Here is a 25606-nt window from a genome sequence, read left to right on the forward strand (position 1 = left end):
CTCGTCGCTTTGTGGCAATTTGTTTCCATTTACATAATCCTGATTAATGCCTCATATTTGGTATACAATCAACGCAACCAGCACAATAGCTTGATGATTTTATCCAGTACGATTAATCGCCTACTCCATCACGCAGTGCTCACTTACTAGCGCATTTAAAAAGGTCGAAACCATGAACTCAACTTGTTCAGCTCAACTTACTTTCGCAGGTATGGTTGCCCGTAAGCATTATTTCAGTTTACCTCTAGACTACCAACGCCCTGATGGCGAGAAAATCAGCGTATTTGCACGAGAAATATCGAGTCCAGAAAATAGCGCTAAGTCATTACCTTTTATTGTTTTTTTTCAAGGTGGCCCAGGTTTCGGTGCTGTGCGCCCTGCCGCTAATGGTGGTTGGATAAAACGCGCACTTAAAGAATATCGCGTGCTTTTACTCGACCAACGAGGTACAGGTTTATCCACTCCTGTTAACTATGCCAGCTTGTCGCATCTTACCAGCAACGAGCAGAGTCAGTATCTAAGCCACTTTCGTGCAGATAACATCATTCGTGATGCAGAAGCCATTCGTCAGCAACTGACGGACAACCAAAAATGGACTATTCTTGGGCAAAGCTTTGGTGGTTTTTGTGTCTTAAAATACTTAAATGATGCGCCAGAGGGGCTAGCTGAAGCCTATATTACCGGCGGTATTCCGTCGCTAACACGCAGTGCCGATGAAGTTTACCAAGCAACTTACAAACGCGTATTAGCCAAAAACCATGACTTTTTTACCCGCTTTACCGATGCACAATGCTTAATTAAAGCCCTCGCTAACCATATCGAAAACAACCAAGTGTTGTTAGCAACAGGTGAGCGTTTAACCGTTGAAATGCTGCAACTACTGGGCATTAATATTGGTATGGAGCAAGGACCTGAAAGCGTTTACTACTTATTGGAGCAAGCGTTAATTGATACGCCATCCGGCACTCAAGTTAATCCGCTATTTTTGGCACACTTCTGTCAATTATTGGATTTCAATACCAATCCAATTTTTGCCTTGTTACATGAATCTATCTACTGCCAGCAAACCCATTCAAATTGGGCTGCGCACCGAGTAAGACAAACATACTCGGAGTTCAACTACAGCAGCGAAAAGCCGTTTCTATTTACTGGCGAAATGGTCTACCCGTGGTTTTTTGAGCAATTTGGTAACCTTAAGCCGCTTAAACAGGCCGCTGAGGATTTAGCCCAAAAATCAGACTGGCCAATGCTATACAACCTAGAGACCTTGGCTAATAACCAAGTGCCTGTGAGTGCAGCTATTTACAGTGAAGATATGTTTGTAGAAATGCAATATAGCCTCGAAACTGCAGCCCGAGTTGGCAACTTAAAATACTGGGTAACCTCTGAGTATGAACACAACGGAATTCGTATGGATGGCGAGCATATTCTAGATAGATTAATTGGAATTAATCGTGGGGAAAAGCTGCGTTAATTAATAAAGGCTTAAGCTTAATACGACATTATGTAATCTGTTCCTCACCTGTATCACTTTAGCAAGTCTTAACCAAGACTTGCTTTTTTTTGTGTTAAAATTACAGCGAGTTTTTTACTACGCATATGACGCCCCCATCCGTGCTCCCACATTGGCAATTTTGCATTTCACGATTCATACTTTGAAGACGAAAAAATCGACCAATCAGTAAAGCAAATAACGGAGCCATTATGAACAGTGATAAGCTCGATACATTATCAGCCGAAGTGCTCGTTGGTATTGCAAACGAACACCTACGTTTAAATTGTAAAGACCAACAGGCGCTGTTTTATGACTTAGATATTGATAGCAAGTTACTTGAACAAAAGCTCGCTGCCAGCGGATTTGAGTATGACCCAGTGTGTAATCAATACAAAACTCGATAATTAGCGATAGATAAGGTTAACAACTCATCGCCAACAAAAACCTCCATAGTGGCTACACCATAAGTATTCGCCACCTCCTGCTACATAATCATGACGCCAAACTTACTCGAATATCCACTAATAAACGGGTTTTTAGCGAGTACATTTGCTAGAATCCGTGCTAATTTTTGGCAGCCATATGACTGCCTCACTCAGAGCCACCAAAGCAACGTGGTATTGAGTCCCAAAGTTTTACTATTTAAGGCAGGCTATGACCGTTCTTTTAATGACTCCACCTATGACCCAGCTGAATACGCCCTATCCGGCAACAGCGTATTTAACGGGATTCTTACGCTCTCGTGGCTATGAGGCGGTGCAACGTGATCCTGCAATTGAACTCTTTCTTGAGATGATGACAGCGCCGGCACTTGAGGTTATTCGCCAGCATGTAGAGCAAAACTTTGAGCATTTTGAAGATAATGAACTGCCTGATGCGATTTTTAATTTTTTAGCCGAATTTGACCGTTACCATCTCACGGTAGAGCCTGCTATTCGTTTTTTACAAGGTAAAGACCCAAGTCTTGCCATGCGTATCAACTCGCGTCGTTTTTTACCTGAAGGACCAGCATTTGACACCATAGCGCAAATGGAAGCTGTATCCGGTGATGTGCTACAAGCTGCTTTTGGTAACCTTGGGGTACAAGATAAAGCAAAATATTTAGCAACCTTATTTATTAATGACCTTTCAACGGTTATTACCCAAGGCGTTGATCCCTACTTTGAAGTCAGTCGTTATGGCGAGCAGTTAGCTGCGGCGAACCCAAGCTTTGATAACCTCTATGACACCTTGATGGATGAGCCAAGTTTTAGCTCGGAGATCTTGGAGCAGTTGGTTGAGCAATACCTTGAAGAAACCCAACCTAGCGTAGTGGCATTAACCGTGCCGTTCCCCGGTAATATGCTAGGAGCGCTACGAATTGCGCAAACTTGTAAAGCCATCAACCCTGAGATCCCAATTGTTATGGGCGGCGGTTTTATCAATACCGAGCTTCGTGCCTTAAAAGATCCACGTGTATTTGAGTTTGTTGATTTTATCTGTCTCGATGATGGAGAGCGGCCTTTTATTACCTTGTTAGAGTACTTTCAAGGTCAACGTGAAGTCGACGACTTGGTTCGTACTTACTTCCTCGCAGAAGATGAAAATGGCGAAGCCTACGTTCACTTTAATGAAAATGCTGAGCTACACGATATTCCTCAATCGGATGTTGGTGCGCCGGTTTATGATGGCTTACCGCTAGATGAATACCTCTCTTTGTGTGAAATGCTCAATCCAATGCACCGTATATGGAGCGATGGCCGCTGGAACAAATTAACCATCGCCCATGGCTGCTACTGGCGAAAATGCAGCTTTTGCGATGTAAGCCTCGATTATATCGACCGTTTTGACTCCGCGAGTGCAGATGTGTTGGTAGACAGAATTGAGCAACTCATCGAAGAAACCGGTGAGACAGGCTTCCATTTTGTTGATGAAGCATTACCGCCCAAGCTGTTATTTACCATGGCAAAAAGACTTATCGAGCGAGGAGTGGTGATCAGTTGGTGGGGTAATATTCGTTTTGAGCGCACCTTTAGCAAAGCCCGTTGCCAATTGTTAGCTGATTCTGGTTGTATCGCTGTCAGTGGTGGCCTTGAAGTTGCCTCAGATCGCTTACTAAAACTGATGAAAAAAGGCGTCAGTGTTGAGCGTGTGGCGCAAGTGACCAAAGCCTTTAGTGATGCTGGTATTTTGGTGCATGCTTACTTAATGTATGGTTTCCCAACACAAACCGAGCAAGAAACTGTCGATTCATTAGAGATGGTGCGTCAAATGATGCAGCAAGGTTGCTTCCAATCAGCATACTGGCATCGTTTTGTGGCTACCGTACACAGCCCGATAGGCATCAACCCAGAACAATTTGGTATCACCCTTGAAGAGCGACCAGAGATCTTATTTGCTGAAAACGATGTTAACTTTACCGATCCGACAGGCACTGACCATGAAATGCTCGGTGAAGGCCTGCGTAAAGCGATTTACAACTATATGCATGGCATCGGCTTTGAGCAGCCAATGAGCTTTTGGTTTAACCAAAAAGTGACGCCAACAAAGATGAACAAAGACCTGATTTCAAGAGCCATAACTAACTTAATTGAAAGTGATTAACTTAGAACTGACTAACTTAAAACAGATGAACTTAGTTCTGGTGCAATGACCCACTACGAGCCACTATTTATAGTGGCTTGTTTATTATCGATCAGCTTAAACACTGCATATATCATTACAATAGCAATTGCGTTAATAAGCGTAGGCAGCGATTTTGAAAGCTCATACAGATTTGCAAAATCAATTGGTAAACCATTCATCGATATCACCAGCAGCGATAGAGGTAATTGCATTAAGATAATTGCCAACCAATTAAATGGAAATTGGCTTAATAGTCGTCGATAAATAAAAACCATCGTCCCTGAGATCAAAAGCGTAATAGCACTATCTTGCAGTATGACTAGCAACCACTCAGGGCTATTGCTATTTAAGCCCTCCACCGCAATTAAATAACTCAATAGTGGCGAATAACTCGCAGCAAAGCTATAAGCAACGCTAGATAGGACCACCGCCAACAAGCCTAATACCATAGCTGGTAAATATTTCATCGCAAATCCTTTGCTTATTCAAAATGATACTAAGGAGAATTTAGGCTCAAACCTTAACATAACGAACATGGATTAACCTTGAACCTGCAAATATTTGCGTAAGCCTATGCGGCTATGCCCTGCTGGAAAATCATCAAAACGAGTAAACTCCTCAAACCCTAAACGCTGATAAAACTCAGGCGCTTGCCAGCTTTGCGTCCACAGCCATAAACCAGACAGTTTTTCGCTCACAGCATAATAGCTCGGCTTGTTGCATCAGTTGTCTTCCCATACCGCTGCCGCGGCAATTATCAGCAACCCACAGTTCATCAATATATAACCAATCCCAAAGCAGATCAGCGGTTAAAGCTGCGACAAGATTGCCCTGCTCATCTTGTACAGTCCAATTAAGGCGTTGCTGCTCATATGCTGGTGCCATTTTATCTTGAGTATGAGACTCAAAGCCCGCGGTTAACTGCGCTTGTAATTGTGCGGCTAATTGGCCGTTACTAAATTCAATATTCATCATTTTAATCTCTAAATTTAACCGGCTAAATCTACAGGATAAATAGAGCAACTTGTCATTATTATCATCTATTTGTAGGGTTAAACTTATCAATACTTCTTATTTCAATAATGGTAAATTATTATTTAACTTATCAGCTTAATTCAATTCTTGTGCATCTTAGTGAATATCAGATCACAGTAAGGCCTTAACATGCTCAATCCAACTTGGCTCAATACCTTTAAAACACTCATTGATGTTGGCCACTTTACTCAAACGGCTGAAAAGTTATATATGACTCAGCCAGGTGTTAGCCAGCAAATTAAAAAGTTAGAGCAAGCTTGCGGACACCCGCTAATTAAGCGTATTAACAAGCAATTTGAGATCACCGAACAAGGTAGGCAGGTCTATCAATATGCGCTAGATGTTGCGCAACATGAAGCTAAGCTTATCGAAAGTTTAAACTTTGATGATCCCTATTCTGGGCAATGCCGTCTATCCTGCTCAGGCTCTTTAGCATTGCTGTATTACCCTGAATTACTCAAGTTGCAGCAACGGCACCCCAATTTATCTATTCATCTAGAGGCGGCGCCAAATAGCAAAGTCCTAAAAGACATAACTGACGCGAGTATTGATCTTGGTATTGTGACTCACAAACCCAACGCTTGTGAGTTTAATATCGAGCAATTAGGTTGTGAGTATTTATGCCTTATTCTGCCAAAACGCTTTAAAGGCCAAACAATTACAGCAAAGTCATTGATGGAATGCGGCGTAGTAAAACATCCTGACTCAGCCCATTACTTATCACTCTACTTTGACCAATGTGGCGTAGCTGAACTGGCCGAGATCAATATCGACAAACTACCCACCGCCAGCTATGTCAATCAACTCAGCCAAATTCTATTACCCGTATCCCAAGGCATTGGTTTTACTGTGCTGCCGAAAAGCGCTTTTAACAGCTTTATTCACAAGCAAGAGCTCACTTTACATCTGGCGCCACAAAAAGTGACGGAGCAATTGTACTTGGTCAATAAGCGTAATCGCCAGCTACCTGCGCGGTATCAAACCTTGCTAAAAGTGCTAAAGGCTAACGTATCACCGCTTTAAATCGACTATCGAAATGCTATACAAAGCTACTCACCCACTGGGCTGATTAGCTTTATACCCGATTAACGTTTCTTTGTTGCAGCGGCTTTAGTCGACTTACTTCTTGATGAGCTTGCCCTAGCATTTTTCGTCGCAGCGCTGGCACCTTTAGAGTATGTACTTTTTTTCGCTGGTGAACGGCGCTTTTTAAAACCAGCATCAGGAGATTTAACTCCTTGTAATGATGTTGGTAATTGCGCGCCAGCTTGTTCAATTAGAGCATGGATTGAGTTAATTAATGGCTGCATAAAGTTTTGATATTTAGCCTCTTTGCGGCTAATGGCATCGAGATTATTCTCCCATAATGCGGTCATATCTGGCGTGGTGGCACTTTGTGGCAAACTATTGACTAACCCCTTACCGACTTCAGTTGCTAAGATGGACTTACCTTGACGGGTTAAATAAGTGCGCTTAAATAACAACTCAATGATCCCCGCACGTGTTGCTTCAGTCCCTAACCCATCTGTATCTTTAAGGATTTTTCTAATTTCAGGATCGGTCACATAGCGGCTAATTCCCGTCATCGCACTAAGTAAGGTCGCATCGGTAAAATGCTTTGGTGGCTGAGTTTGTTTTTCGAGTAACTCGCCGCGCTCACAAAGCAATACTTGGCCTTTTTTCAGCGCAGGGATATTAGCTAGATGCTCGTCGTCATCATTTTTGCTGTCGCTGCTTGTATCATGACTGGCTGTTTTGCTCTGTTTAAGTAATTGCTTCCAGCCTAACGCCACTTCTTGTTTCGCTTTAGTTTTAAAAAGCCCACCCGCGATAATGATTTCAACCTGAGTTTCTTTGTACAAATAAGCAGGGTAAAACTGCATCAAATATTGGCGTGCTATCTGTAAATAAAGCTGTTTTTCCACTTGGCTAAGACTGGCCAAATTGGCAGTTTTTTCGGTGGGTACGATAGCATGGTGAGCATCGACCTTTTTATCATTCCACGCTTTAGATTTAAGCTTGGCATTGGGTTCATCACAACCTGCAACGAGTTCGCTCGCACCACTTATTACTGCGCGTATAACGCTTGGCGCTAGGCCATGCTGTTCTACTGGTAGATAACGACTATCTGAACGAGGATAAGTAATAAGCTTATGTTTTTCATACAATGACTGACAGGTATCAAGCACCGCTTTGGCGCTCATACCAAAACGTTTAGCAGCGTCAATTTGCAGTGCAGATAAGCTATATGGTAGCGGCGCATTCTGTTTTTTGTCTTGGGCAACAACTTTTTCGACAGTGCCGTTTTGGCCGTTTATCCGCCCCACTACATTTTGCGCTAGGCCTTTAGAGAGTACTCGCCCCTCTTCATCCATATAGGGCTGACAGGCTTCACTAGGCTGCCATTTAGCGCTAAAGCGTTCTTGTTTATCTGTCGCTAAATGCGCTAACACCTCATAAAAAGGCTTAGAAACAAATTCGGCTATTTCAGCATCACGGCGCACCACAAGTCCAAGCACTGGCGTTTGCACTCGGCCAACCGATAGCACACCTTGATAGCCGACTTTTCGCCCTTGAATGGTATAGGCACGGGTCATATTCATGCCATATAACCAATCAGCACGAGAACGCGCTAATGCTGATGTCGATAAAGGCACAAACTCTTTATTTAAGCGTAATTGGCCTAAAGCTCTTTTCACCGCCTGCGGGTTTAAGTCGCTTATCAATAATCGTTGTGCATTTTGTAATTTGGCGCCTTTAACCCCAAGGTGAGCGATAATTTCATCAACCAAAAGCTGACCTTCTCTATCTGGATCGCCTGCGTTAACAAGCTGGCTTGCCTCTTTAACTAAACTTCTAAGCACAGCAATTTGGCCACGCATCTTATACTTAGGCTTCATCTTCCAAGCGTCAGGTACAATCGGCAAATGCTCAAACTTCCACGACTTATACTCTGGTGAATAAGCATCTGGCTCAGCTTGCTCAAGCAGGTGCCCCACACACCACGAAACACAGTCGCCATTGGCTGCACGAATAAAACCATCGCCTTTCTTTAATGGCTTAGGTAAAACATCGGCTATCGCCCTGCCCAAACTTGGTTTTTCAGCAATATATAAGATCATCGGTAACAACAAGGATTACTGTATAAATTAACAGTAACTGTACCTTGAAGTGTTTGAAGGTGCAAACAAAAGCCGATAACTCAAGCGAGTTTGCCATTTGAAATGAACTGCCTGCTCAAAGATTGTAAATTTAGTTGAGAACCATTCTCATTAAGTGCTCTAATGGCGATATCTTAAACAGGAGGGATAAAGATGTTAGCGACCTTAAGTAACCATGGAGTTAGGCTCGATAAATTGATGCTATTTCATTTTTTATTAGTCACATCTTGGCTATTAATACTCTCTCCATTTGTACATTTAACCTTAGGTGCCACGCCGCTATTGCTGACCAGCCTTATTGTGCCATTAACCTGCATTAGCACCTTAATTGGTCTTAAGATTGGTCACGGATTTGATAAAAAACCGTGCAGCTTACTATTTGCAAGCTGGATGCTAGTTTGGGCCATGCATTTATTCTAGCGCTTTAAATCGATATGAAAAAGCCGAGCAATTGCTCGGCTTTTTCGTCAGCCTGTTTCGAGGCTAATAGGCTGTACTTATGGATGACAAACGTTATGCATCTCTAAGTTAGTGCCAATATCTTTACTGCGATTAGCTTTAGCGTCATCGTTACGCAACTGCGTAATGTAATCTAAGTATTCTTGGTTTACGTCGTTAGTGACATATTTACCGTCAAATACTGAAGTTTCAAAACGCTTAATCGCAGGGTTTTCTTTACGTACCGCTTCAATTAGATCCGGTAGCGATTGGAAAATCATGCCATCTGCACCAATCAGCTTGTTGATCTCTTCAACGTCACGGCCATGTGCAATAAGCTCATTAGTCGTTGGCATATCGATGCCGTATACATTCGGGAAGCGAATTTCCGGTGCAGCTGATGCAAAGTATACTTTATTAGCCCCGGCTTCACGTGCCATCTCGATGATCTGCTCAGACGTAGTACCACGAACAATAGAGTCATCTACTAGCAAGACGTTTTTGCCCTTAAACTCAGCGTTAATTGCGTTCAGTTTACGACGCACTGACTTTTTACGCTCTTGCTGACCCGGCATAATGAAGGTACGGCCAATATAACGGTTTTTCACGAAGCCTTGACGATATGGAAGATCCATATGACGAGCGATCTCAAGTGCGATATCACACGAGGTTTCAGGAATTGGAATAACCACATCAATATCGTGATCTTCCCATTCTTTCTTGATCTTCTCACCCAGCATAGTGCCCATATTCACACGGCTGCTATAAACAGAAATGTTGTCTATGGTTGAATCAGGACGGGCGAAGTAAACGAACTCAAAAATACACGGTGCATAGCTTGGCGAATGTGCACATTGGCGGGTATAAAGCTCACCTTCTAAAGTAATATAGATAGCTTCACCTGGGGCTACATCACGCATAAACTCAAAGCCAACTGCATCAAGTGCTACACTTTCAGAGGCAACCATATATTCAGTACCCGTCTCAGTTTCGTGCTTACCTAGCACTAACGGGCGAATACCAAATGGGTCTCTAAATGCAACCAAGCCCTGACCAATAATCATCGCCACAACAGCATAAGCGCCGCGCGTTAATTCGTGAACTTGGGTGACGGCGTTAAACACTTCATCAGCGCTTAGATTGTGAGTGGTGGTATTTTGTAACTCGTCGGCTAATAGGTTCAGTAGCACTTCAGAGTCTGAAGTCGTGTTAACATGACGGCGTTGCTTCACTAGGCGCTCATGCAACTCAACCGTGTTGGTTAAGTTACCATTATGAGCAAGTGAAATACCAAATGGCGAGTTTACATAAAACGGCTGCGCCTCTGACGCACTTGAGCTACCTGCCGTAGGATAACGCACATGTCCAATACCTGAATTACCTTGCAGGCGTTGCATATGCTTTGGCTCAAAAACATCCTTAACCAAACCATTAGCTTTACGTAATCTAAACGCATAGCCATCTACAGTCACAATGCCTGCAGCATCCTGTCCACGATGCTGAAGCACGGTCAGTGCATCATAAATGGTTTGATTAACCGATGTCTGACCTACTATTCCGACGATACCACACATGGGTGAGTTTCCTCATTGTAAGATGTTCTATTATTTAATATTTATTGCCGTAATCGCTTGTCAAAACTCGACTATGACCAAGTAATGCTTTAGTGCATTTTATATTTTGGGTACAAAGCTTGAGGTGTTTTCCACGTAGTCAAAAAACCACTGGATCACAACTCCAAATTCGGGCACGAGTGTAGAATCTTGCCACCAATCTGTGTTGGGTGCTCCGGTAAAAGCATCCATAAAAAACAGTAATGCGCTAACGATTAATGCGCCCCTAAGCGCACCAAAACATAAGCCCAATACTCTATCTGTGCCTGACAATCCGGTTTTAGAAACCAATTGACCAATTAAGTAATTAACTAATGCGCCAAGCACCAGCGTTGCGACAAATAAGATAGCAATGGCAACACCATTACGTACCATTTCATCCTGCATCTGAGTGAGATGTTCTGCGAGCTTAAGATAGAACTGGCTTGCAATAAAAAAGGCGGCAAACCAAACAACGAGAGACATGGCTTCTTTTACAAAACCACGGACCAAACTTATCAGAGTTGATAGTCCGATAACGATAATGATGGCGTAATCAATCCAAACCATTTAAGAAATAATCCAGCAAAGGGGTTAAGACGGCGCGATTCTATCAGAGACAGAGTTATTTCTCACCCTTTGGCAACGAAATAACTTTTTCTCTGATAAAGACAATCGCAATTTACTATTTTTCCACAGGATTGTAGGCAACAATGCGCCCTTTTAACTCTGTGAGTTTATAGATATCGTTCTGCATACGGCTCAATTTATCTTTAGAAATATTGGGCCCAACAAACACTTTAGTTAACTGGCCGTCAACTGGCTTTGTTGGCAAAGTATAAGCGGTAAAGCCTTTTGCTCTGAGTCGATTAACAAGACCTTTAACGTTAGCCGCGTTATTGAAACTGCCTAGCTGAATCGTCCAAGCTGCTGACGGTTTAACCGCTGGCTTAGGTTGTGGTTTAGCTTCAGTAACTTTTGCAGATTCAGTTGCAGGAGCTTTAGCTGCCGATTGCGCTTGATTAGCATCTAAAGTTTCAGCGATATGCCAAGAATCATCACCGTTTGAGTCAGCATTTTCGCCTTCGCCAAGATCAAGTGAATTGATATCCTGCTCAGGCAAGCTGTCTTGCTCAGATAAACTGCTTTGCTCGATCTCAGGCCTTAGAGGAATTTCTGCAAACTGCTCCTCTTCACGCTGTTTTTTGCCATCTAATATATCGGGTAAAAATATAACCCCTAGCGCAACAATTACGATGACGCCCACTAGACGGTTTTGAAATTGACTAGACAAGCTCTTCCCCCTTAAACAAATCTTTAAAACCCGCTACTGTGTAAAACGAACCAAAAACAATAACAACGTCATCAGCTTGTAACTGAGCTTTAATAGCGTGCCAAGCATCTTGCATCTGCGCAAATGTTTGTGAACTCACGCCATGAGGCATAAGTGCATTTAGCTCAATCGCTGATGCACCGCGAGGCCCGCTTAAATCACATAAAAACCATTCATTAACATCTGTAGCTAGCTCTTGTAAAACTGAGCGTGCATCTTTATCTTTTAACATGCCGCAAAGCGCAAATAAGCGCGCTTTGGGCATGGCAGCCAAACGCGACTTTAAATAACGCGCAGCATGAGGATTATGGGCAACGTCCACAATGACCTTTGGCGATTGACTCAAATGTTCTAATCGACCAGCCAGCTGAGTTTCACCAACGGCTTTAGCAATAATATCGGCAGATATTGTTGGGCATAAATGCTCTAGTACCGCAATGACAGTTGCAGCATTGGGTTGCGGCAAAAACGGCAACGGAAGTTTATTTAAATTAAACTGCTGACCTTGGTAGTGCCAATCTTGTGCTGTGCATTGATAGTTAAACTCGCTGCCAACTCGATACAATAACGCGCCGATATTTTCAGCCACTTGAATCAATGACTCAGGGCAATCTTCCTCACCAACAATTGCTGGCCTATTTGCCCTAAAGATCCCTGCTTTTTCTGCGCCAACCAGTTCACGCGTGTCACCAAGATACTCTTGATGATCTAAATCGATTGAAGTGACAACCGCAATATCAGCATCAATTAAATTTATCGCATCTAAGCGCCCGCCAAGACCAACCTCGAGTAACACGACATCAAGTTTGGCTGCTTTAAATAAATACAATCCAGCAAGCGTTGCGTACTCAAAGAAAGTTAATGAGATTTCAGCTCTTGCTAATTCTATCGCTTCAAACGCTGCAACTAATGCCACATCAGTTGCATCAACACCATTGATCCGTACTCGCTCATTGTACTTAAGCAAATGAGGCGAGCTATATACGCCCACACTCTTACCAGATAATCGTAGCGCGGCTTCAATCATGGCGCAGGTTGTGCCTTTACCGTTAGTCCCCGCTACCGTCACCACTTTGGTATCACCTAAGTGGTCAAGCTCCATACGCTTTGCCACTGCCTGTACTCGCGCTAGCCCCATATCAATTTCAGTTGGGTGTATCGCGAGTAAAAAATCTAACCAAGTGGTTAGTGCTGCTCCGCTTGGCGGTGCAGCTTGCATAAGTGTATCGTTTTCAATCACAAAATTTATCCATTAACATCGTAAAAGGTTGCAAGTTTACGTTACAAAAAGGCATTCAAAGCAAGCTGGATTAATCCAACATAAATAACGGCCCTAGGGCGAGCTTTGGTAATTGGTAACTCTCTGGATATGTCACATCAACTAAATACAGACCGTTCGGCTTAGCTGTCGCTGCCGCTTGATTTCTATCTTTCAGTGCAAGTAACTGCTCAATCCACTCGACAGGTTGATTACCGTAACCAACTTCAAGTAAAGAACCGACAATATTGCGCACCATATGATGCAAAAATGCATTGGCTTTGATATCAACACAAATATACATGCCTTGGCGAGTTACATTGACTTCGTGCACACAGCGAAACGGGGTATTTGACTGACAATGAACAGCTCTGAAACTGGTAAAGTCTTGCTCACCTAGTAGGTATTGCGCTGCTTGATGCATTTTAGTTTCATCAATATCACCTGGGTAATGACTCACGCCACCACGTAAAATACCTGGGCGTAATTGGTGGTTATAAATCATGTAGCGGTAACGTCTTGCCGTTGCAGTAAAACGAGCGTGAAACTCATCATCTACCACTTTTACCCAACGTACAGCGATATTATCAGGAAGGTGAACGTTAACCCCTAACGTCCATGCAGTGTCTTTACGTATAGCGTTGGTTTCAAAGTGAACCACTTGACCTGTTGCAGAAACACCGGCATCGGTACGACCCGCGCATTGCACAGCGATAGGCTCGTTTGCGACTTTGGATAATGCCTTTTCTAAACGCGCCTGTACTGTGTCAACTTCCGCCTGACGTTGCCATCCGAAATATTGACTACCATCGTACTCTATACCTAGTACAACCCGCATTTCACACCTCTATCACTCGGTTAAACTGCTATAAGACTGTTAGCATTTTAGTAAAACAATCAAATAGGCAAAATCTATTAATTGGCGGCGATTCTAGCACACTCAGAACAAACGATGAGTATAAAAAAGGCGCCAAAGGCGCCGTTTTTACAATGTGATATTTATACTAACTCTTTCAGTAAGCCGACTGCTTCTGCTTGTTGGCGATCATTACCGTCTAGCTCAACTTCTTTGAGTAGTGCTCGAGCGCTGTCATTATCATCAATTTCAATATAAGCACGGGCCAAGTCTAACTTAGCGTTAACAGAGTTCTCTTCATCATCAACATCGACCATTGAAGAGTTCCCCATCAACGAGTTGAGCTCCCCCATATCAACATCAAACTGTTTATAAAGATCAGTTTCACCATTGTCTTCATCGGCTTCACTTAACAGCATATCAATATCGATAAAGCCATTATCGCGTTGGAAATTACTTAAATCTTGCTGCTCTGTCGCTTCATCATTTGGCTTATGCTCAACATACTCTTCGGCATCGAGCGCGGCTAATGCTTCATCAACCGTCATTTTACTATCGCTGTCGAGCGTAAAGGTGTCATCAGACAAGTCGAGTGAATTATCTTCAACATCACCGGCTTGAGCTAAATTACTCAACAATTCTTCATCTGTTAACTCTGTTGCCGCTGCAATATCAAAGTCTGAGTTTAACGCTTCAAGATTATTGTCTTTTTCGTTGAAACTATTGTCGTTATCAAGGTCGACTTCATTATCAGCTGGTGTAGGCTGAGGCGCAGAAATTGATTCCCAATCAAGCGAATTATCCGTGGTTTGATTATCTGCTTTTAAATCGTCAAAGAAACCCGATTCTTTTTCGCTAACTTGTGGCACTTCAGTCGACTCAAGCTCAGTTTTAGGCGCTAAAAACGCATCTATGTCGGCTTGTTTTGCAACCTTAGCTTGCTCTTGCTGCGCTGCAGCCTCTTGTAGCTCTCGAGTTAAAAAATCTTGTTCGCTCTCTGAACCGAGCTTATCTGAGTCAACGGTCTCGCTATCTTGATCTGCGCGACTGAAGTTAATGTTATCGAACTCTATGCTTCCTACATCACTGCTCAAATCTGATTCACTTGATTCGGCAGTAAAGCTCTGGGTTTCAGTTTCTGCCTCAAGCTCAGGTTCTAGCTCTGTTACAGGCTCAAGAGTATTTGCCGTTGTTGCAAGCTCTAGATCATCGATTTCATTAGGATCAAACTTTGTTGTTTCTTCTGCGCTGTCGGTATTGTCTATACCGCCAGTAATCTCAGGGCTTTCAGAGCCGCTTGGCATATCAAACTCTGCCAACAGCGCATCAATTTCACTGTCTAATTCACTATCAAGCTTTTGTTGCTCAGTGTTATCTTCATCTTCTAGCTCTGCTGCGATTTCAAAGCCTAACGCAAGCTCGGCAGCCATCTCATCAGATAACGAATCGATATCTTGTTGAGGTTCAGCATCATTCGAATCGTTTTCTAACGATGCTAATAATGCTTCTAATTCGTCGTCATCAGTAACCGATGTAGTATCATTTATTTCAACAGCAGTATTATCACTAGTGACTGTATCTTGAGCTTCAGATTCATCAAAACCTGCAAACAGCGCATCTAAATCATCATCAGTATTTACTGTATCATCGCGAGTAACAGCATCTTGTGCCTGAGCTTCAGGCTCATCAAAACCTGCAAGCAGCGCATCTAAATCATCATCAGTATTTACTGCATCAACGCGACTGACTGTATCTTTCGTCTGAGTTTCAGGCTCATCAAAACCTGCAAGCAGCGCATCTATATCGTCATCATCAGTATTTACTGCATCATCGCGACTGACTGTATCTTTCGCCTGAGTTTCAGGCTCATCAAAACCTGCAAGCAGCGCATCTAAATCGTCATCATCAGTATTTACTGTATCATCGCGAGTAACAGCATCTTGTGCCTGAGCTTCAGGCTCATCAAAACCTGCAAGCAGCGCATCTAAATCATCGTCATCAGTATTTACTGCATCATCGCGAGTAACGGTATCTTGCGCCTGAGTTTCAGGCTCATCAAAACCTGCAAGTAGTGCATCTAAATCGTCGTCATCAGTATTTACTGCATCAACGCGAGTAACGGTATCTTGCGCCTGAGTTTCAGGCTCATCAAAACCTGCTAATAATGAATCTAAGTCATCGTCATCTTTACTAGTGTTAGTTTCAAATCCATCAAGAGAGTCAGCTTGGTCTTGCTCTCCCATTGCTTCAGCCCACAAATCATCAAGAGACTGACCATCATCCTGACTATCTTCAACAACAATATCTTGCTCATCTGCAACAGCACCAACCGCTAGACCTACAGCACCGGCGGCAGCAATTTCTTTTAGCGGAAGATCATCAGCGCCACTGTCAGTGTCTAGGTGAACAGCCATATCATCAGCGTCATCAGTTTTTGATTCTGCATTATTAACTGGCTTATCATCAGACTTGCCGTTCTCGGCTTGTTGCTCTGCCGTTGAGTCTTTTGCTACTGGCTCCTTTTTACGACGTAAGAACAGCCAGAAGATCCCAATAACAATAATCGCTGGAAGCACCGCTCCTAGGACCAACAATAGTGGATTGTCCATTATGGTGCGCCACAAATTACTTGTTGGCTCACTTTGTGGTTCTGTAGCCGCAGCTATTTGTTGTTGACTGACTTTAATTTCTTGCTCTAGTGCCGCAGTTTCAGCTTTTGCCTCTTGCAATGCTTGCTTTAACAGTGCGTTTTCTTGTTTGAGCTGACTGATTTCATCTTGAAACGCAGCAGTATCAGAAGAACCCACCACGATTTCATCACTCGCTCGTGCCAGTTCGTCGGTAAGTTCTAAGTTTTTAGCTTGGATTGATTCAACTTGTGCAGTTAAGCTCTTAACCTCTTCAGATAGCTCAGCAATCAGCGGGTTAGACTTTGAACTTCCATTCGAGCTTACAGTATTTGTTGCAGGGACCACTTTAGCTGGCGTGCGAGGTTGAGCAACAACTGAACTTGAAGACCATCTTTGATCATTGTTTTCTGCACGAGCTTTGGCATCAGCAGCAGGCATTTGTTGCATTACTGATTTACTCGGCACCAACAAAATCATACCGCGCTCTAAACTGTTGTAATTTTTGCTTGAAAAAGCGTGCGGGTTAGCATCAAAAAGTGCCGACATAACCTGATAAACAGTCACACTATTATCAGGCTTTACAGCTTGAGCAATGCTCCAAAATGTATCCGCTGACGTTGTCGGACCATACTGGCGAACACCTTGAGGATCACTCTGATTTACTTGCGCATTTGTTTGAATATTACTTTTTACTTGGCCGTCGGGCCCGGTAATTTTCAGTGGCTCAGCGGCCGTCGCAGAATGAATCGAAGGAGCAGCAATAGCCACTATTCCAGTAGCTATTAAGCCAACAAGATACGAAGTGCGAAAGTTCATCAATCCTTCCCTTTAAAGCACGCTTGTGTCACCACCCTGGTGACGAGCTTTAGGCAATTGTATTTATTGAGATTACTATAAACTAGATTCCGATGCCCTGCTACTGTTCACATCTTTAAAACATAAAAAGCCCGCGTTCTGCGGGCTTTTTCATCATTTACTTATATTAAAAACAGCGATTAATAATAATCTCTGATTAAAACCTCAGCAATTTGTACGCTGTTTAGTGCTGCACCTTTACGGATATTATCCGATACAACCCAAAGGTTTATGCCGTTTTCATGGGAGATATCTTTACGAATACGACCAACATACACAGGGTCGCTGCCTGCGCCTTCAGTCACTGCAGTTGGGTAATCTTCATCACCTTCAAACAGTTCAACACCCGCTGCGCCGCGAAGTACAGACTTAACATCTTCAGCATCAACAGGTTGAAGTGTTTCTAAATGAATTGCTTCTGAGTGGCCATAAAATACAGGTACGCGCACCGCTGTTGGGTTAACAACGATATTGTCGTCACCAAAGATTTTTTGTGTTTCCCACACCATCTTCATCTCTTCTTTGGTGTAGCCGTTTTCCATAAATTTATCAATTTGTGGTAATACGTTAAACGCGATTTGCTTTGGATACGCTTTTGGCTCTACAGGTAAGCCCTGTAATAACTTAGCGCACTGACCAGCTAATTCTTCAATCGCTTGCTTACCAGAACCAGATACTGATTGATACGTCGCTACGTTAATACGCGAAATACCGTATGTATCGTAAATAGGCTTAAGTGCAACCAACATTTGGATGGTTGAACAATTTGGGTTGGCGATGATATTGCGGTTTCTAAAATCAGCAATCGCTTCTGGGTTCACTTCAGGGATCACCAAAGGTACGTCAATGTCGTATCTAAAGTGCGAAGTGTTATCAATAACAACACAACCATTTTCAGCGGCAATTGGTGCCCACTTTGCAGACACATCGCCACCAGCAGAGAAGAAACCAATCTGAGCCTGTGACCAGTCAAAGGTGTCTACGTCTAAAATTTCGACCTGTTTACCGTGGAAGCTGACCGTATCACCGGCACTGCGGCTGCTGGCCAATGGATATAAATTTGCAACCGGAAAGTTACGCTCTTCTAGGATCTCAATCATTGTTTGACCCACTGCGCCCGATGCACCTAATACGACAACATTAAATTCCTGCGACATAATTACAGCTCGACTCCTGAAAACCCTAAATTGGACAACCAATTTACATCAGTTTGCCCCGTATTGCCTACCTTTAATGCACTAAATTCACGGCGATGTGTGTGATTTTTTCTCATCTGATCAAACCCCAGAGGATTTAGGAACTGTTTTCTAAATAATTCATCATCATCGCGCAGATCATAGACAAATCTAGCCAGCTGTAATAATGCTCTTTCATTGCTCATTTCAGCAACTGAAACCTGCTCACTCCACAGGCTAGGTAGTAAACTGTCCATTTGTTTATCCGCCGCTATATTTAGCACTTTGGATAATTGCTGATAGAGCATGTAAGTACCGCGAGCTTTACCTTCGAGCGAGTAACCTGCAATGTGCGGCGTACAAAATTCAATATAAGGTACAAGCTCTGCCATCGGATTAGGCTCACCTTCCCACACATCAAGTACAACTTTCACATCGTCCCGCTGTTGTTTGAATTTTATTAGCGCGCGGTTATCAATGACCTCACCACGACAGCAATTAAGTAACCAAGTATCTTGCTTTAAACTATTTAAACGCTGTTCATCAAACAAATACCAAGTCTTGTGCTCACCCTGTTTGGTTATAGGCACATGTAAACTAATGACATCGGATTGCGCAATCAGTGCGTCTAGGGTTACAAAATCACGCTCATCACCGCTTTGCTCTAGTAACGGGTCACACAAAAGTACACTAATACCATATGCCTCAAGGCATTTAGCCACTGCAGTACCAGTATTGCCCGCCCCCACAATTCCCACCACTTTACCTTGTAATGGGCTATCAAAACGCTGCGCTAACTCCAGCATCGCGATAAATGCAAACTCGCCCACAGCAGTCGCGTTGCAACCTGGCGCATTTGAAAAAGGAATATTACGGCTTGCGAGAAAATCTACATCAATATGGTCGGTGCCAATCGTTGCGCTACCTACAAACTTAAGCTTGGAATTAAGTGCTAATAACTCTGGATTCACCTGAGTGACTGAACGCACTAACAACACATCGGCATCTTGTACTTGCTCTGCAGTTAGCTCCCTACCGTTTACAGCTTCAATGCTGCCGAGATCGGCAAATAACTGTTTTACATAAGGCATATTTTCATCGGCAAGAATTTTCATTAGGGTGTCCAATAACAGCTCAAGTAAGTGTGTGGGCATTCTAACAAGAGGAACTATCCAATAGAAACAAAGGATTAAAATAAAAACTGCTGATACCAATCAGTATAAACATTTAGTCGCTCAGCAAGAATTTAGCGGCTTTGAGACAAGGTCATTAAGTGCTCCTGCTTTAATGACATTCGCTGCATCTGACCTCCATGGAGGGAGGGAATGTCTTATGTATGTCCGGAACATTAAAGACCATGCAGCTCGCAACGAATGAAGAGCATAGTTATTCTGCGTTCAAGTTCGTTAACACGGTATCAAAGCCGCTAAAACTCGCCATTCTGGAGCGTTTTTGACTGCCTAATTCTGCGTTGAATAACTTCAAAAGGGAGCGACCATTCTTTCAGTTATTCGCCTTAAATTAGTTTGCCAACAACGCTCTAAGTAGATCAAATTCTTATACTGAATGGTATTACATTACTAGTATGTAGTTTCTACTCAAATTCACTCTAGCAATTAGCCTGTTAAATATTGCTCATTTGCCAGCGCAAAATACATAACTGCGGGTCTTATCTTATCGCTCGATGAACAACCGTTTTTATTCAATGCTCAACAATTCTCTGTTCAGTTAAGCAGCGTATTTTGGTGATCTCGCTCTAAATTAATTCAGACAACCAATAACAATAACCCAGAAATGTGACATTCCGCTGACAAAGGGACTACCAATCCCACTTGATTAAAAGTATATATAATTAGGTATATATATGTAATTTTGCATATTTGATATTATTTAAAGGTGTGGGTTTATGAGCGAGAAAATCGATACACGCAGAAGAACGCTATTAAAAACAACAGCTGCGACTACGGCTTTAGCAACAGTAGGCTGCAGTAACTCAATGACTCCTGTCATTGAAGGAATTGAGCACGAACTACCTAAGTCCGACAAGCTCACTGGCACAGGCAAATGGGTGGCAACAACCTGCCAAGGCTGTACCTCCTGGTGTGCTAAACAAACCTACATTATTGAGGGGCGAGCGGTAAAAGTAAGAGGTAACGTAAACTCTCATGTCCATGGAGAGTCGAGCTGCCCAAGACAACACTTAAGTCTGCAACAGGTTTATGATCCCGACAGAGTTCGCAGCCCTTTAATGCGTACCAACCCTAAAAAAGGCAAAGAACATGATCCTATGTTCAAGCCAATTTCTTGGGATGAAGCATTCGATCTGCTCGCCGATAAGATCATCGCATTGCGTAATGCCGGTGAAGCGCACCAATACGCATTACTTCGTGGCAGATATTCGCATATCAATGAGTTTATCTATAAACATCTGACGAATATGATTGGCTCGCCAAACAATATCTCTCACAGTTCTATTTGTGCTGAGGCGCATAAAATGGGGCCTTATTATCAGGATGGTAACTGGGGGTATAACCAATATGATATCGAGAACACTAAGTTTATTTTATCTTTTGGTGCAGATCCCATCGCCAGTAATCGCCAAGTATCTTACTACTCTAAAACATGGGGCAGCGCGTTAGATAACGCCAAGGTTGTTGTGGTTGACCCGCGCCTATCTATTTCAGCGAGTAAAGCGCATAAATGGATCCCAATTGAACCGGCTCAAGATAGTGTACTTGCACTTGCTATCGCTCATGTCGCATTAGTTGAAGGCATTTGGCATAAACCGTTTGTTGGTGACTTTAAATCGGGTAACAACCTCTTTAAAGCGGGACAAACCGTTGACCCTGCACTCTTTGACGAAAAGCACACTCACGGGCTTGTTGAGTGGTGGAATTTAACGCTAAAGGATTACACCCCAGAATGGGCAGAATCGATTAGCCAGATCCCAGCACAAACCATTGTCCAAATCGCAAAAGATATGGGCCAAGCAGCACCTGCAGTGCAAGTATGGACATCTCGCGGCGCGGTAATGCATACACGCGGCACTTATACTTCATTGGCTTGCCATGCGCTAAACGGACTATTTGGCGGTATCGACAGTAAAGGTGGTGTGTTCCCCGCGAATAAAATAGACCTAAATAAAAAATTCCCAGACTCTAAGCCCTATCTTGATGACATTGCGGCTAAGGGCATTAAACAAGCTAAAATCGATCAACGTGGCACCTTAGCCTTTCCAGCATTAAAGAAAGGCAAACCGGGAGGCGGCGTCGTTACCAGCAACACAGCAAATGGCATGTTAAGTGGCGATCCATACAAAATTAAAGTGATGTTGGCTTACTTTAATAACTTTAACTTCTCCTCTCCTGAAGGCCAGCGATGGAATGATGCCTTGAGTGAAGTGGAGTTTATGGCTCATGTTACCACTAACATTTCTGAATTCAGCTGGTTTGCCGATATTATCTTGCCTGCAAATCATCACATGTTCGAAAAATGGGGCGTATTAGACTCAATTGGCAACAGTGTCCATCAAGTATCTGTGCAGCAACCGTCAATTGACCGCTTGTGGAATACTAAAGATGATGAGTCCGAAATCCCCTATCTACTGGCGAAAAAGCTGGCAGAGAAAGGCTTCGATAAGCCATGGCAATACATCAACGAGCAATTGCTGGATCCAGAAACTAAACAGCCTGCAAGCAATGAGTTAGATTTCGGTAAGTTACTCGTCAGATATGTCACCTCTCCGCTGTGGTTAAATGCTTCAGATAAATATGGCCCGCCAATGAAAGGCTGGGATGATTTTATCGACAAAGGTGTATGGAACAGTCATCCATACAAACTTGGGTCACGTTGGGGCAATTTTAAAACTGAAACTAAACAGTTTGAGTTTTATAGCAAAACCTTAGAAAAAGCCTTAACTAAGCATGCCAAAAATCACCACGTTAGCGTAGATGATGTGATGCAAGCTTGTGAATATGATGCGAGAGGCCAAGTAGCGTTTGTGCCCCACTACGAAGCGCCATACCGATTTGGCGACGCTAAGCAATATCCGTTTTTACTCGTAGACCAAAAGTCGCGCCTAAATAAAGAAGGCCGCTCAGCGAATACGCCTTGGTATTACGAATTTAAAGATCTCGACCCAGGTGATATCACCCAAGAAGACAGCGCCAAAATAAATCCAATCGATGCAGAGCTGCTCGGCATTAAAACTGGCGATAAAATTATGGTTACTAGCCCTGTAGGCCAACTCACTTGTACCGCCGTGTTATGGGAAGGCGTTAGACCCGGCACCATTGCAAAATGCTTCGGTCAGGGCCATTGGGCTTACGGCCGCAACGCCAGCAAGATGTTTGGTAAAACCGCTAGAGGCGGCGCCAACAACGACATTATCGCCGACCGTTATGACCGCTTAAGCGGCGCGTCAGCGTTCTATGGACATATTCGAATTCAAATAGCAAAGGTCTAAGGGGAATATTATGAGACTTGGAATGGTAATAGACCTACAAAAATGCGTTGGTTGTGGTGGCTGTGATTTAGCGTGTAAGACTGAAAATAACACGCCTGATGGAATAAAATGGTCAAACCATATCAATCAAACCGAAGGCCGTTTTCCTGATGTAAAGTACAGTTACATACCAACCCTTTGTAACCACTGTAGCGATGCAGCTTGTGTGAAAGTATGCCCAACTGGTGCTATGTATAAAGATAAACGTGGCTTAACTTTACAAGATAACGACAAGTGTATTGGCTGTAGAAAGTGCATGCGCGCCTGCCCTTATGGCGTGATAAGCTACAACAAGCAGATCCCCCATCGCCAATGGCAAGACGATGAGGCATTAATCAGCAAAGGGATGGCTTCGCCTTATGATGTATTAAAACAGGTAAAAACTAAAACCTTGCCTTACCTTAACCCAGAGCGTGGTGATACATATCCTAATACTCGCTCAAGACGTACCACCGAAAAATGTACCTTGTGTGATCACCGCTTGGATCAAGGGCTGAAACCTGCATGTGTCTCAGCTTGTCCATCGGGTGCTAGAATATTTGGCGATTTTGACGATCCAAACAGCGAAGCAGCAAGATTGATTAAAATGCACAAAACTCAACAGTTAAACTTAGACGCCAATACTCGCCCTAATGTTTACTACATCCGCAGCTTCAATGTTAAAACCCTTTACTAACATTGAATGAATCAAGGAGCTGAAGCATTCAGCTCCTTATTTTGGATTACATAAGATCTTTGGTCGTGCTTCATGCTCACCAATTTTATTAAGTTTGACTAACGCCTGTTCGATATACTCCTGATTTCCAGAATAAGTCTCGTTAAGCGTGTTAAGCGCCCATTGTGGCAATTCATCATTAATAGAATAATAGATCCATTGGCCTTGACGACGATTAACAACGAGTCCTGCCGTTTTTAGCAAGGCTAAATTACGTGAGATCTTAGGTTGAATCTCATCAAGTGCTTCACTAAATTCACAAACGCAAAGCTCTTCCTCAACATGCAAAAGTAAAATAATCGATAAACGAATTTTATCTGATAGTGCTTTAAATAAGCTAATAGGCTCAAGCTGAGTAGTCATGGGATCTTCTATTTATAATTGAGGCTGTACATTATGAGTTGTAAATTTATTTAGTCAATTTCGCCGTTTAATTAATGACTAAATTTAAACCAAAGATAGCGGTTTTCAGCAAGCTATATTGCTTTATACAGGCTTCTTTATGGAGCAGCTGATAATAAAAAAGGGAACCTATGCTCCCTTTAAACTCATTTAGACTTTACCTAAATGCTTATTTGTACTTACGCATAACCAAAGTTGCGTTTGTGCCACCAAAACCGAAGCTGTTGCTCATCACAGTGTTAAGCTCTTTCTCGGTCATTTCGGTCACAATCGGCATACCTTCAGCTTTCTCATCGAGATTATCGATGTTGATGCTTGGTGCAATAAAATTGCTTTCCATCATGATCAAGCTGTAAATTGCTTCGTGAGCACCGGCTGCGCCTAACGCGTGACCCGTTAAAGACTTAGTCGATGCGATGGCTGGCAGATTATCACCAAAGGTTTCACGCAGTGCTTCAAGCTCACGCATGTCACCCACTGGCGTTGATGTCCCGTGGGTATTGATGTAATCAATTGGTGTATCAACATCAGCAAGTGCCATCTGCATACAACGAACAGCGCCTTCACCTGATGGAGCAACCATGTCATAACCGTCTGATGACGCGCCATAACCGATAACTTCAGCGTAGATTTTTGCGCCGCGGGCTAATGCATGCTCTAATTCTTCAACAACAACAATACCGCCGCCGCCAGAGATAACAAAACCATCACGGTCTGCATCATAAGTACGTGATGCTTTCGTTGGCTCATCATTATACTTAGTCGATAGTGCGCCCATAGCATCAAAGCCCATGGTTAGCGTCCAATCCACTTCTTCAGAACCACCAGCAAATACCATATCTTGCTTACCCATTTGGATAAGCTCGACTGCATGACCAATACAGTGGGCACTGGTTGCACAAGCAGAACTGATTGAGTAGTTCATGCCCTTAATTTTAAATGGCGTTGCCAAACACGCACTCGCTGTGCTCGACATAATGCGTGGCACGATATACGGGCCAACACGTTTAACGCCTTTTTCACGTAATGTGTCTGCTGCTTGAACTTGGTTTGCTGAAGATGCGCCACCCGTACCGACAATAATGCCAACACGTGGGTCTGAATACTGCTCTTCAGTTAAGTCAGCATCTTTAATCGCTTCTTGCATTGCGATATGTGCATATGCTGCAGCATTACCCATAAAGCGCAGTGCTTTACGGTCAATATATTCTGATGGGTCAATCTTAATGTCGCCCCAAACATGACTACGCAGCTTCATTTCTTCAAACTGATCTGAGTGGGTAATACCACTACGACCTGCTTTTAATGATTCAGTGACTTCTTGCTTGTTGTTACCGATACTTGACACTACGCCAAGTCCAGTGATCACGACTCTTTTCATTATTAACTTTCCATTCTGTACATCTAGTACCAATTTTGCTGAACCAATGGTATCGCTTTTCATCCATATAAGTGGTCAGCTTTCCATAAGGAACACAAAAATAATGCCGATTATGAGACCTTACGTATAATCTTTGCCAAAATCTACCCGTAAAAAGGTACACTTTCGACAA

At 43.1% G+C, this 25606-nt stretch carries 20 protein-coding genes; 7 read left to right on the forward strand and 13 right to left on the reverse strand.

What is annotated here, in order from left to right; genetic code table 11:
- Positions 1 to 172: 172 nt before the first annotated feature.
- The 3 genes from MSG37_RS03895 to MSG37_RS03905 all read left to right on the forward strand — a co-directional run bounded on the left by MSG37_RS03895 (position 173) and on the right by MSG37_RS03905 (position 4078).
- On the forward strand, positions 173 to 1474 hold the full coding sequence (locus MSG37_RS03895) for an alpha/beta fold hydrolase (protein WP_248469264.1): 1302 nt from the start codon (positions 173 to 175) through the stop codon (positions 1472 to 1474).
- A 230-nt stretch (positions 1475 to 1704) separates the two neighbouring features.
- Positions 1705 to 1899 (forward strand): DUF4250 domain-containing protein, encoded by a 195-nt coding sequence (locus MSG37_RS03900; protein WP_248469265.1) that lies wholly within the window; start codon positions 1705 to 1707, stop codon positions 1897 to 1899.
- Between the two features lie 250 nt (positions 1900 to 2149).
- Positions 2150 to 4078: a radical SAM protein gene (locus MSG37_RS03905; protein ID WP_248469266.1), complete on the forward strand. Its 1929-nt coding sequence runs from the start codon at positions 2150 to 2152 to the stop codon at positions 4076 to 4078.
- Positions 4079 to 4131: 53 nt separating this feature from the next.
- Here the strand turns inward: MSG37_RS03905 and MSG37_RS03910 are convergent, their stop codons facing one another.
- Together MSG37_RS03910 and MSG37_RS03915 are read right to left on the reverse strand one after the other, a co-directional pair.
- A complete protein-coding gene (locus tag MSG37_RS03910; RefSeq protein ID WP_248469267.1) occupies positions 4132 to 4566 on the reverse strand; it encodes a hypothetical protein in 435 nt (144 codons plus the stop codon).
- A gap of 175 nt (positions 4567 to 4741) precedes the next feature.
- Complete coding sequence (locus MSG37_RS03915) at positions 4742 to 5074, reverse strand: GNAT family N-acetyltransferase (RefSeq protein WP_248469268.1); 333 nt, start codon at positions 5072 to 5074, stop codon at positions 4742 to 4744.
- A 189-nt stretch (positions 5075 to 5263) separates the two neighbouring features.
- Here MSG37_RS03915 and MSG37_RS03920 point away from each other — a divergent pair, with 189 nt between their 5' ends.
- The gene (locus MSG37_RS03920) at positions 5264 to 6157 is read left to right on the forward strand and encodes a LysR family transcriptional regulator (RefSeq protein WP_248469269.1); all 894 of its coding nucleotides are present in this window, start codon (positions 5264 to 5266) and stop codon (positions 6155 to 6157) included.
- 62 nt (positions 6158 to 6219) lie between these two features.
- Here the strand turns inward: MSG37_RS03920 and MSG37_RS03925 are convergent, their stop codons facing one another.
- Positions 6220 to 8256, reverse strand: coding sequence for a DNA topoisomerase III (locus MSG37_RS03925; protein WP_248469270.1), 2037 nt, complete (start codon positions 8254 to 8256; stop codon positions 6220 to 6222).
- Positions 8257 to 8448: 192 nt separating this feature from the next.
- Here MSG37_RS03925 and MSG37_RS03930 point away from each other — a divergent pair, with 192 nt between their 5' ends.
- Positions 8449 to 8715: a hypothetical protein gene (locus MSG37_RS03930; protein ID WP_248469271.1), complete on the forward strand. Its 267-nt coding sequence runs from the start codon at positions 8449 to 8451 to the stop codon at positions 8713 to 8715.
- A 77-nt stretch (positions 8716 to 8792) separates the two neighbouring features.
- Here MSG37_RS03930 and purF read toward each other — a convergent pair whose 3' ends face one another.
- The 8 genes from purF to MSG37_RS03970 form a co-directional block, all read right to left on the reverse strand.
- Positions 8793 to 10307, reverse strand: a complete 1515-nt coding sequence (gene purF, locus MSG37_RS03935; RefSeq protein WP_248469272.1) for an amidophosphoribosyltransferase — start codon at positions 10305 to 10307, stop codon at positions 8793 to 8795.
- Between the two features lie 99 nt (positions 10308 to 10406).
- Positions 10407 to 10895: a CvpA family protein gene (locus MSG37_RS03940; protein WP_248469273.1), complete on the reverse strand. Its 489-nt coding sequence runs from the start codon at positions 10893 to 10895 to the stop codon at positions 10407 to 10409.
- Between the two features lie 115 nt (positions 10896 to 11010).
- Positions 11011 to 11619 carry an SPOR domain-containing protein gene (locus tag MSG37_RS03945; RefSeq protein ID WP_248469274.1) on the reverse strand — a complete coding sequence of 203 codons (609 nt, stop codon included), beginning with the start codon at positions 11617 to 11619 and terminating at the stop codon, positions 11011 to 11013.
- On the reverse strand, positions 11612 to 12877 hold the full coding sequence (folC, locus tag MSG37_RS03950) for a bifunctional tetrahydrofolate synthase/dihydrofolate synthase (protein ID WP_248469590.1): 1266 nt from the start codon (positions 12875 to 12877) through the stop codon (positions 11612 to 11614). The genes MSG37_RS03945 and folC overlap by 8 nt, the downstream gene beginning before the upstream one ends.
- 91 nt (positions 12878 to 12968) lie before the next feature.
- The gene (gene truA / locus MSG37_RS03955; RefSeq protein ID WP_248469275.1) at positions 12969 to 13754 is read right to left on the reverse strand and encodes a tRNA pseudouridine(38-40) synthase TruA; all 786 of its coding nucleotides are present in this window, start codon (positions 13752 to 13754) and stop codon (positions 12969 to 12971) included.
- 161 nt (positions 13755 to 13915) lie between these two features.
- Positions 13916 to 17218 carry a FimV/HubP family polar landmark protein gene (locus tag MSG37_RS03960; protein ID WP_248469276.1) on the reverse strand — a complete coding sequence of 1101 codons (3303 nt, stop codon included), beginning with the start codon at positions 17216 to 17218 and terminating at the stop codon, positions 13916 to 13918.
- A 179-nt stretch (positions 17219 to 17397) separates the two neighbouring features.
- Positions 17398 to 18414 (reverse strand): aspartate-semialdehyde dehydrogenase, encoded by a 1017-nt coding sequence (locus tag MSG37_RS03965; RefSeq protein ID WP_248469277.1) that lies wholly within the window; start codon positions 18412 to 18414, stop codon positions 17398 to 17400.
- A 2-nt stretch (positions 18415 to 18416) separates the two neighbouring features.
- The gene (locus MSG37_RS03970) at positions 18417 to 19547 is read right to left on the reverse strand and encodes a 4-phosphoerythronate dehydrogenase (RefSeq protein WP_248469278.1); all 1131 of its coding nucleotides are present in this window, start codon (positions 19545 to 19547) and stop codon (positions 18417 to 18419) included.
- Between the two features lie 791 nt (positions 19548 to 20338).
- Here MSG37_RS03970 and arrA point away from each other — a divergent pair.
- Together arrA and arrB are read left to right on the forward strand one after the other, a co-directional pair.
- Entirely contained in the window at positions 20339 to 22897 is a 2559-nt protein-coding gene (gene arrA / locus MSG37_RS03975) for an arsenate respiratory reductase molybdopterin-containing subunit ArrA (RefSeq protein ID WP_248469279.1), read from the forward strand.
- Between the two features lie 10 nt (positions 22898 to 22907).
- Positions 22908 to 23612: an arsenate respiratory reductase iron-sulfur subunit ArrB gene (gene arrB / locus MSG37_RS03980; RefSeq protein ID WP_248469280.1), complete on the forward strand. Its 705-nt coding sequence runs from the start codon at positions 22908 to 22910 to the stop codon at positions 23610 to 23612.
- Between the two features lie 36 nt (positions 23613 to 23648).
- Here arrB and MSG37_RS03985 read toward each other — a convergent pair whose 3' ends face one another.
- Together MSG37_RS03985 and fabB are read right to left on the reverse strand one after the other, a co-directional pair.
- Positions 23649 to 24014 carry a metalloregulator ArsR/SmtB family transcription factor gene (locus tag MSG37_RS03985; protein WP_248469281.1) on the reverse strand — a complete coding sequence of 122 codons (366 nt, stop codon included), beginning with the start codon at positions 24012 to 24014 and terminating at the stop codon, positions 23649 to 23651.
- A gap of 208 nt (positions 24015 to 24222) precedes the next feature.
- Positions 24223 to 25434, reverse strand: a complete 1212-nt coding sequence (fabB, locus tag MSG37_RS03990) for a beta-ketoacyl-ACP synthase I (protein WP_248469282.1) — start codon at positions 25432 to 25434, stop codon at positions 24223 to 24225.
- Between the last annotated feature and the right edge of the window lie 172 nt (positions 25435 to 25606).

The sequence above is a fragment of the Shewanella sp. 1CM18E genome (assembly GCF_023161665.1).
In the GTDB taxonomy this organism is placed as follows: domain Bacteria; phylum Pseudomonadota; class Gammaproteobacteria; order Enterobacterales; family Shewanellaceae; genus Shewanella.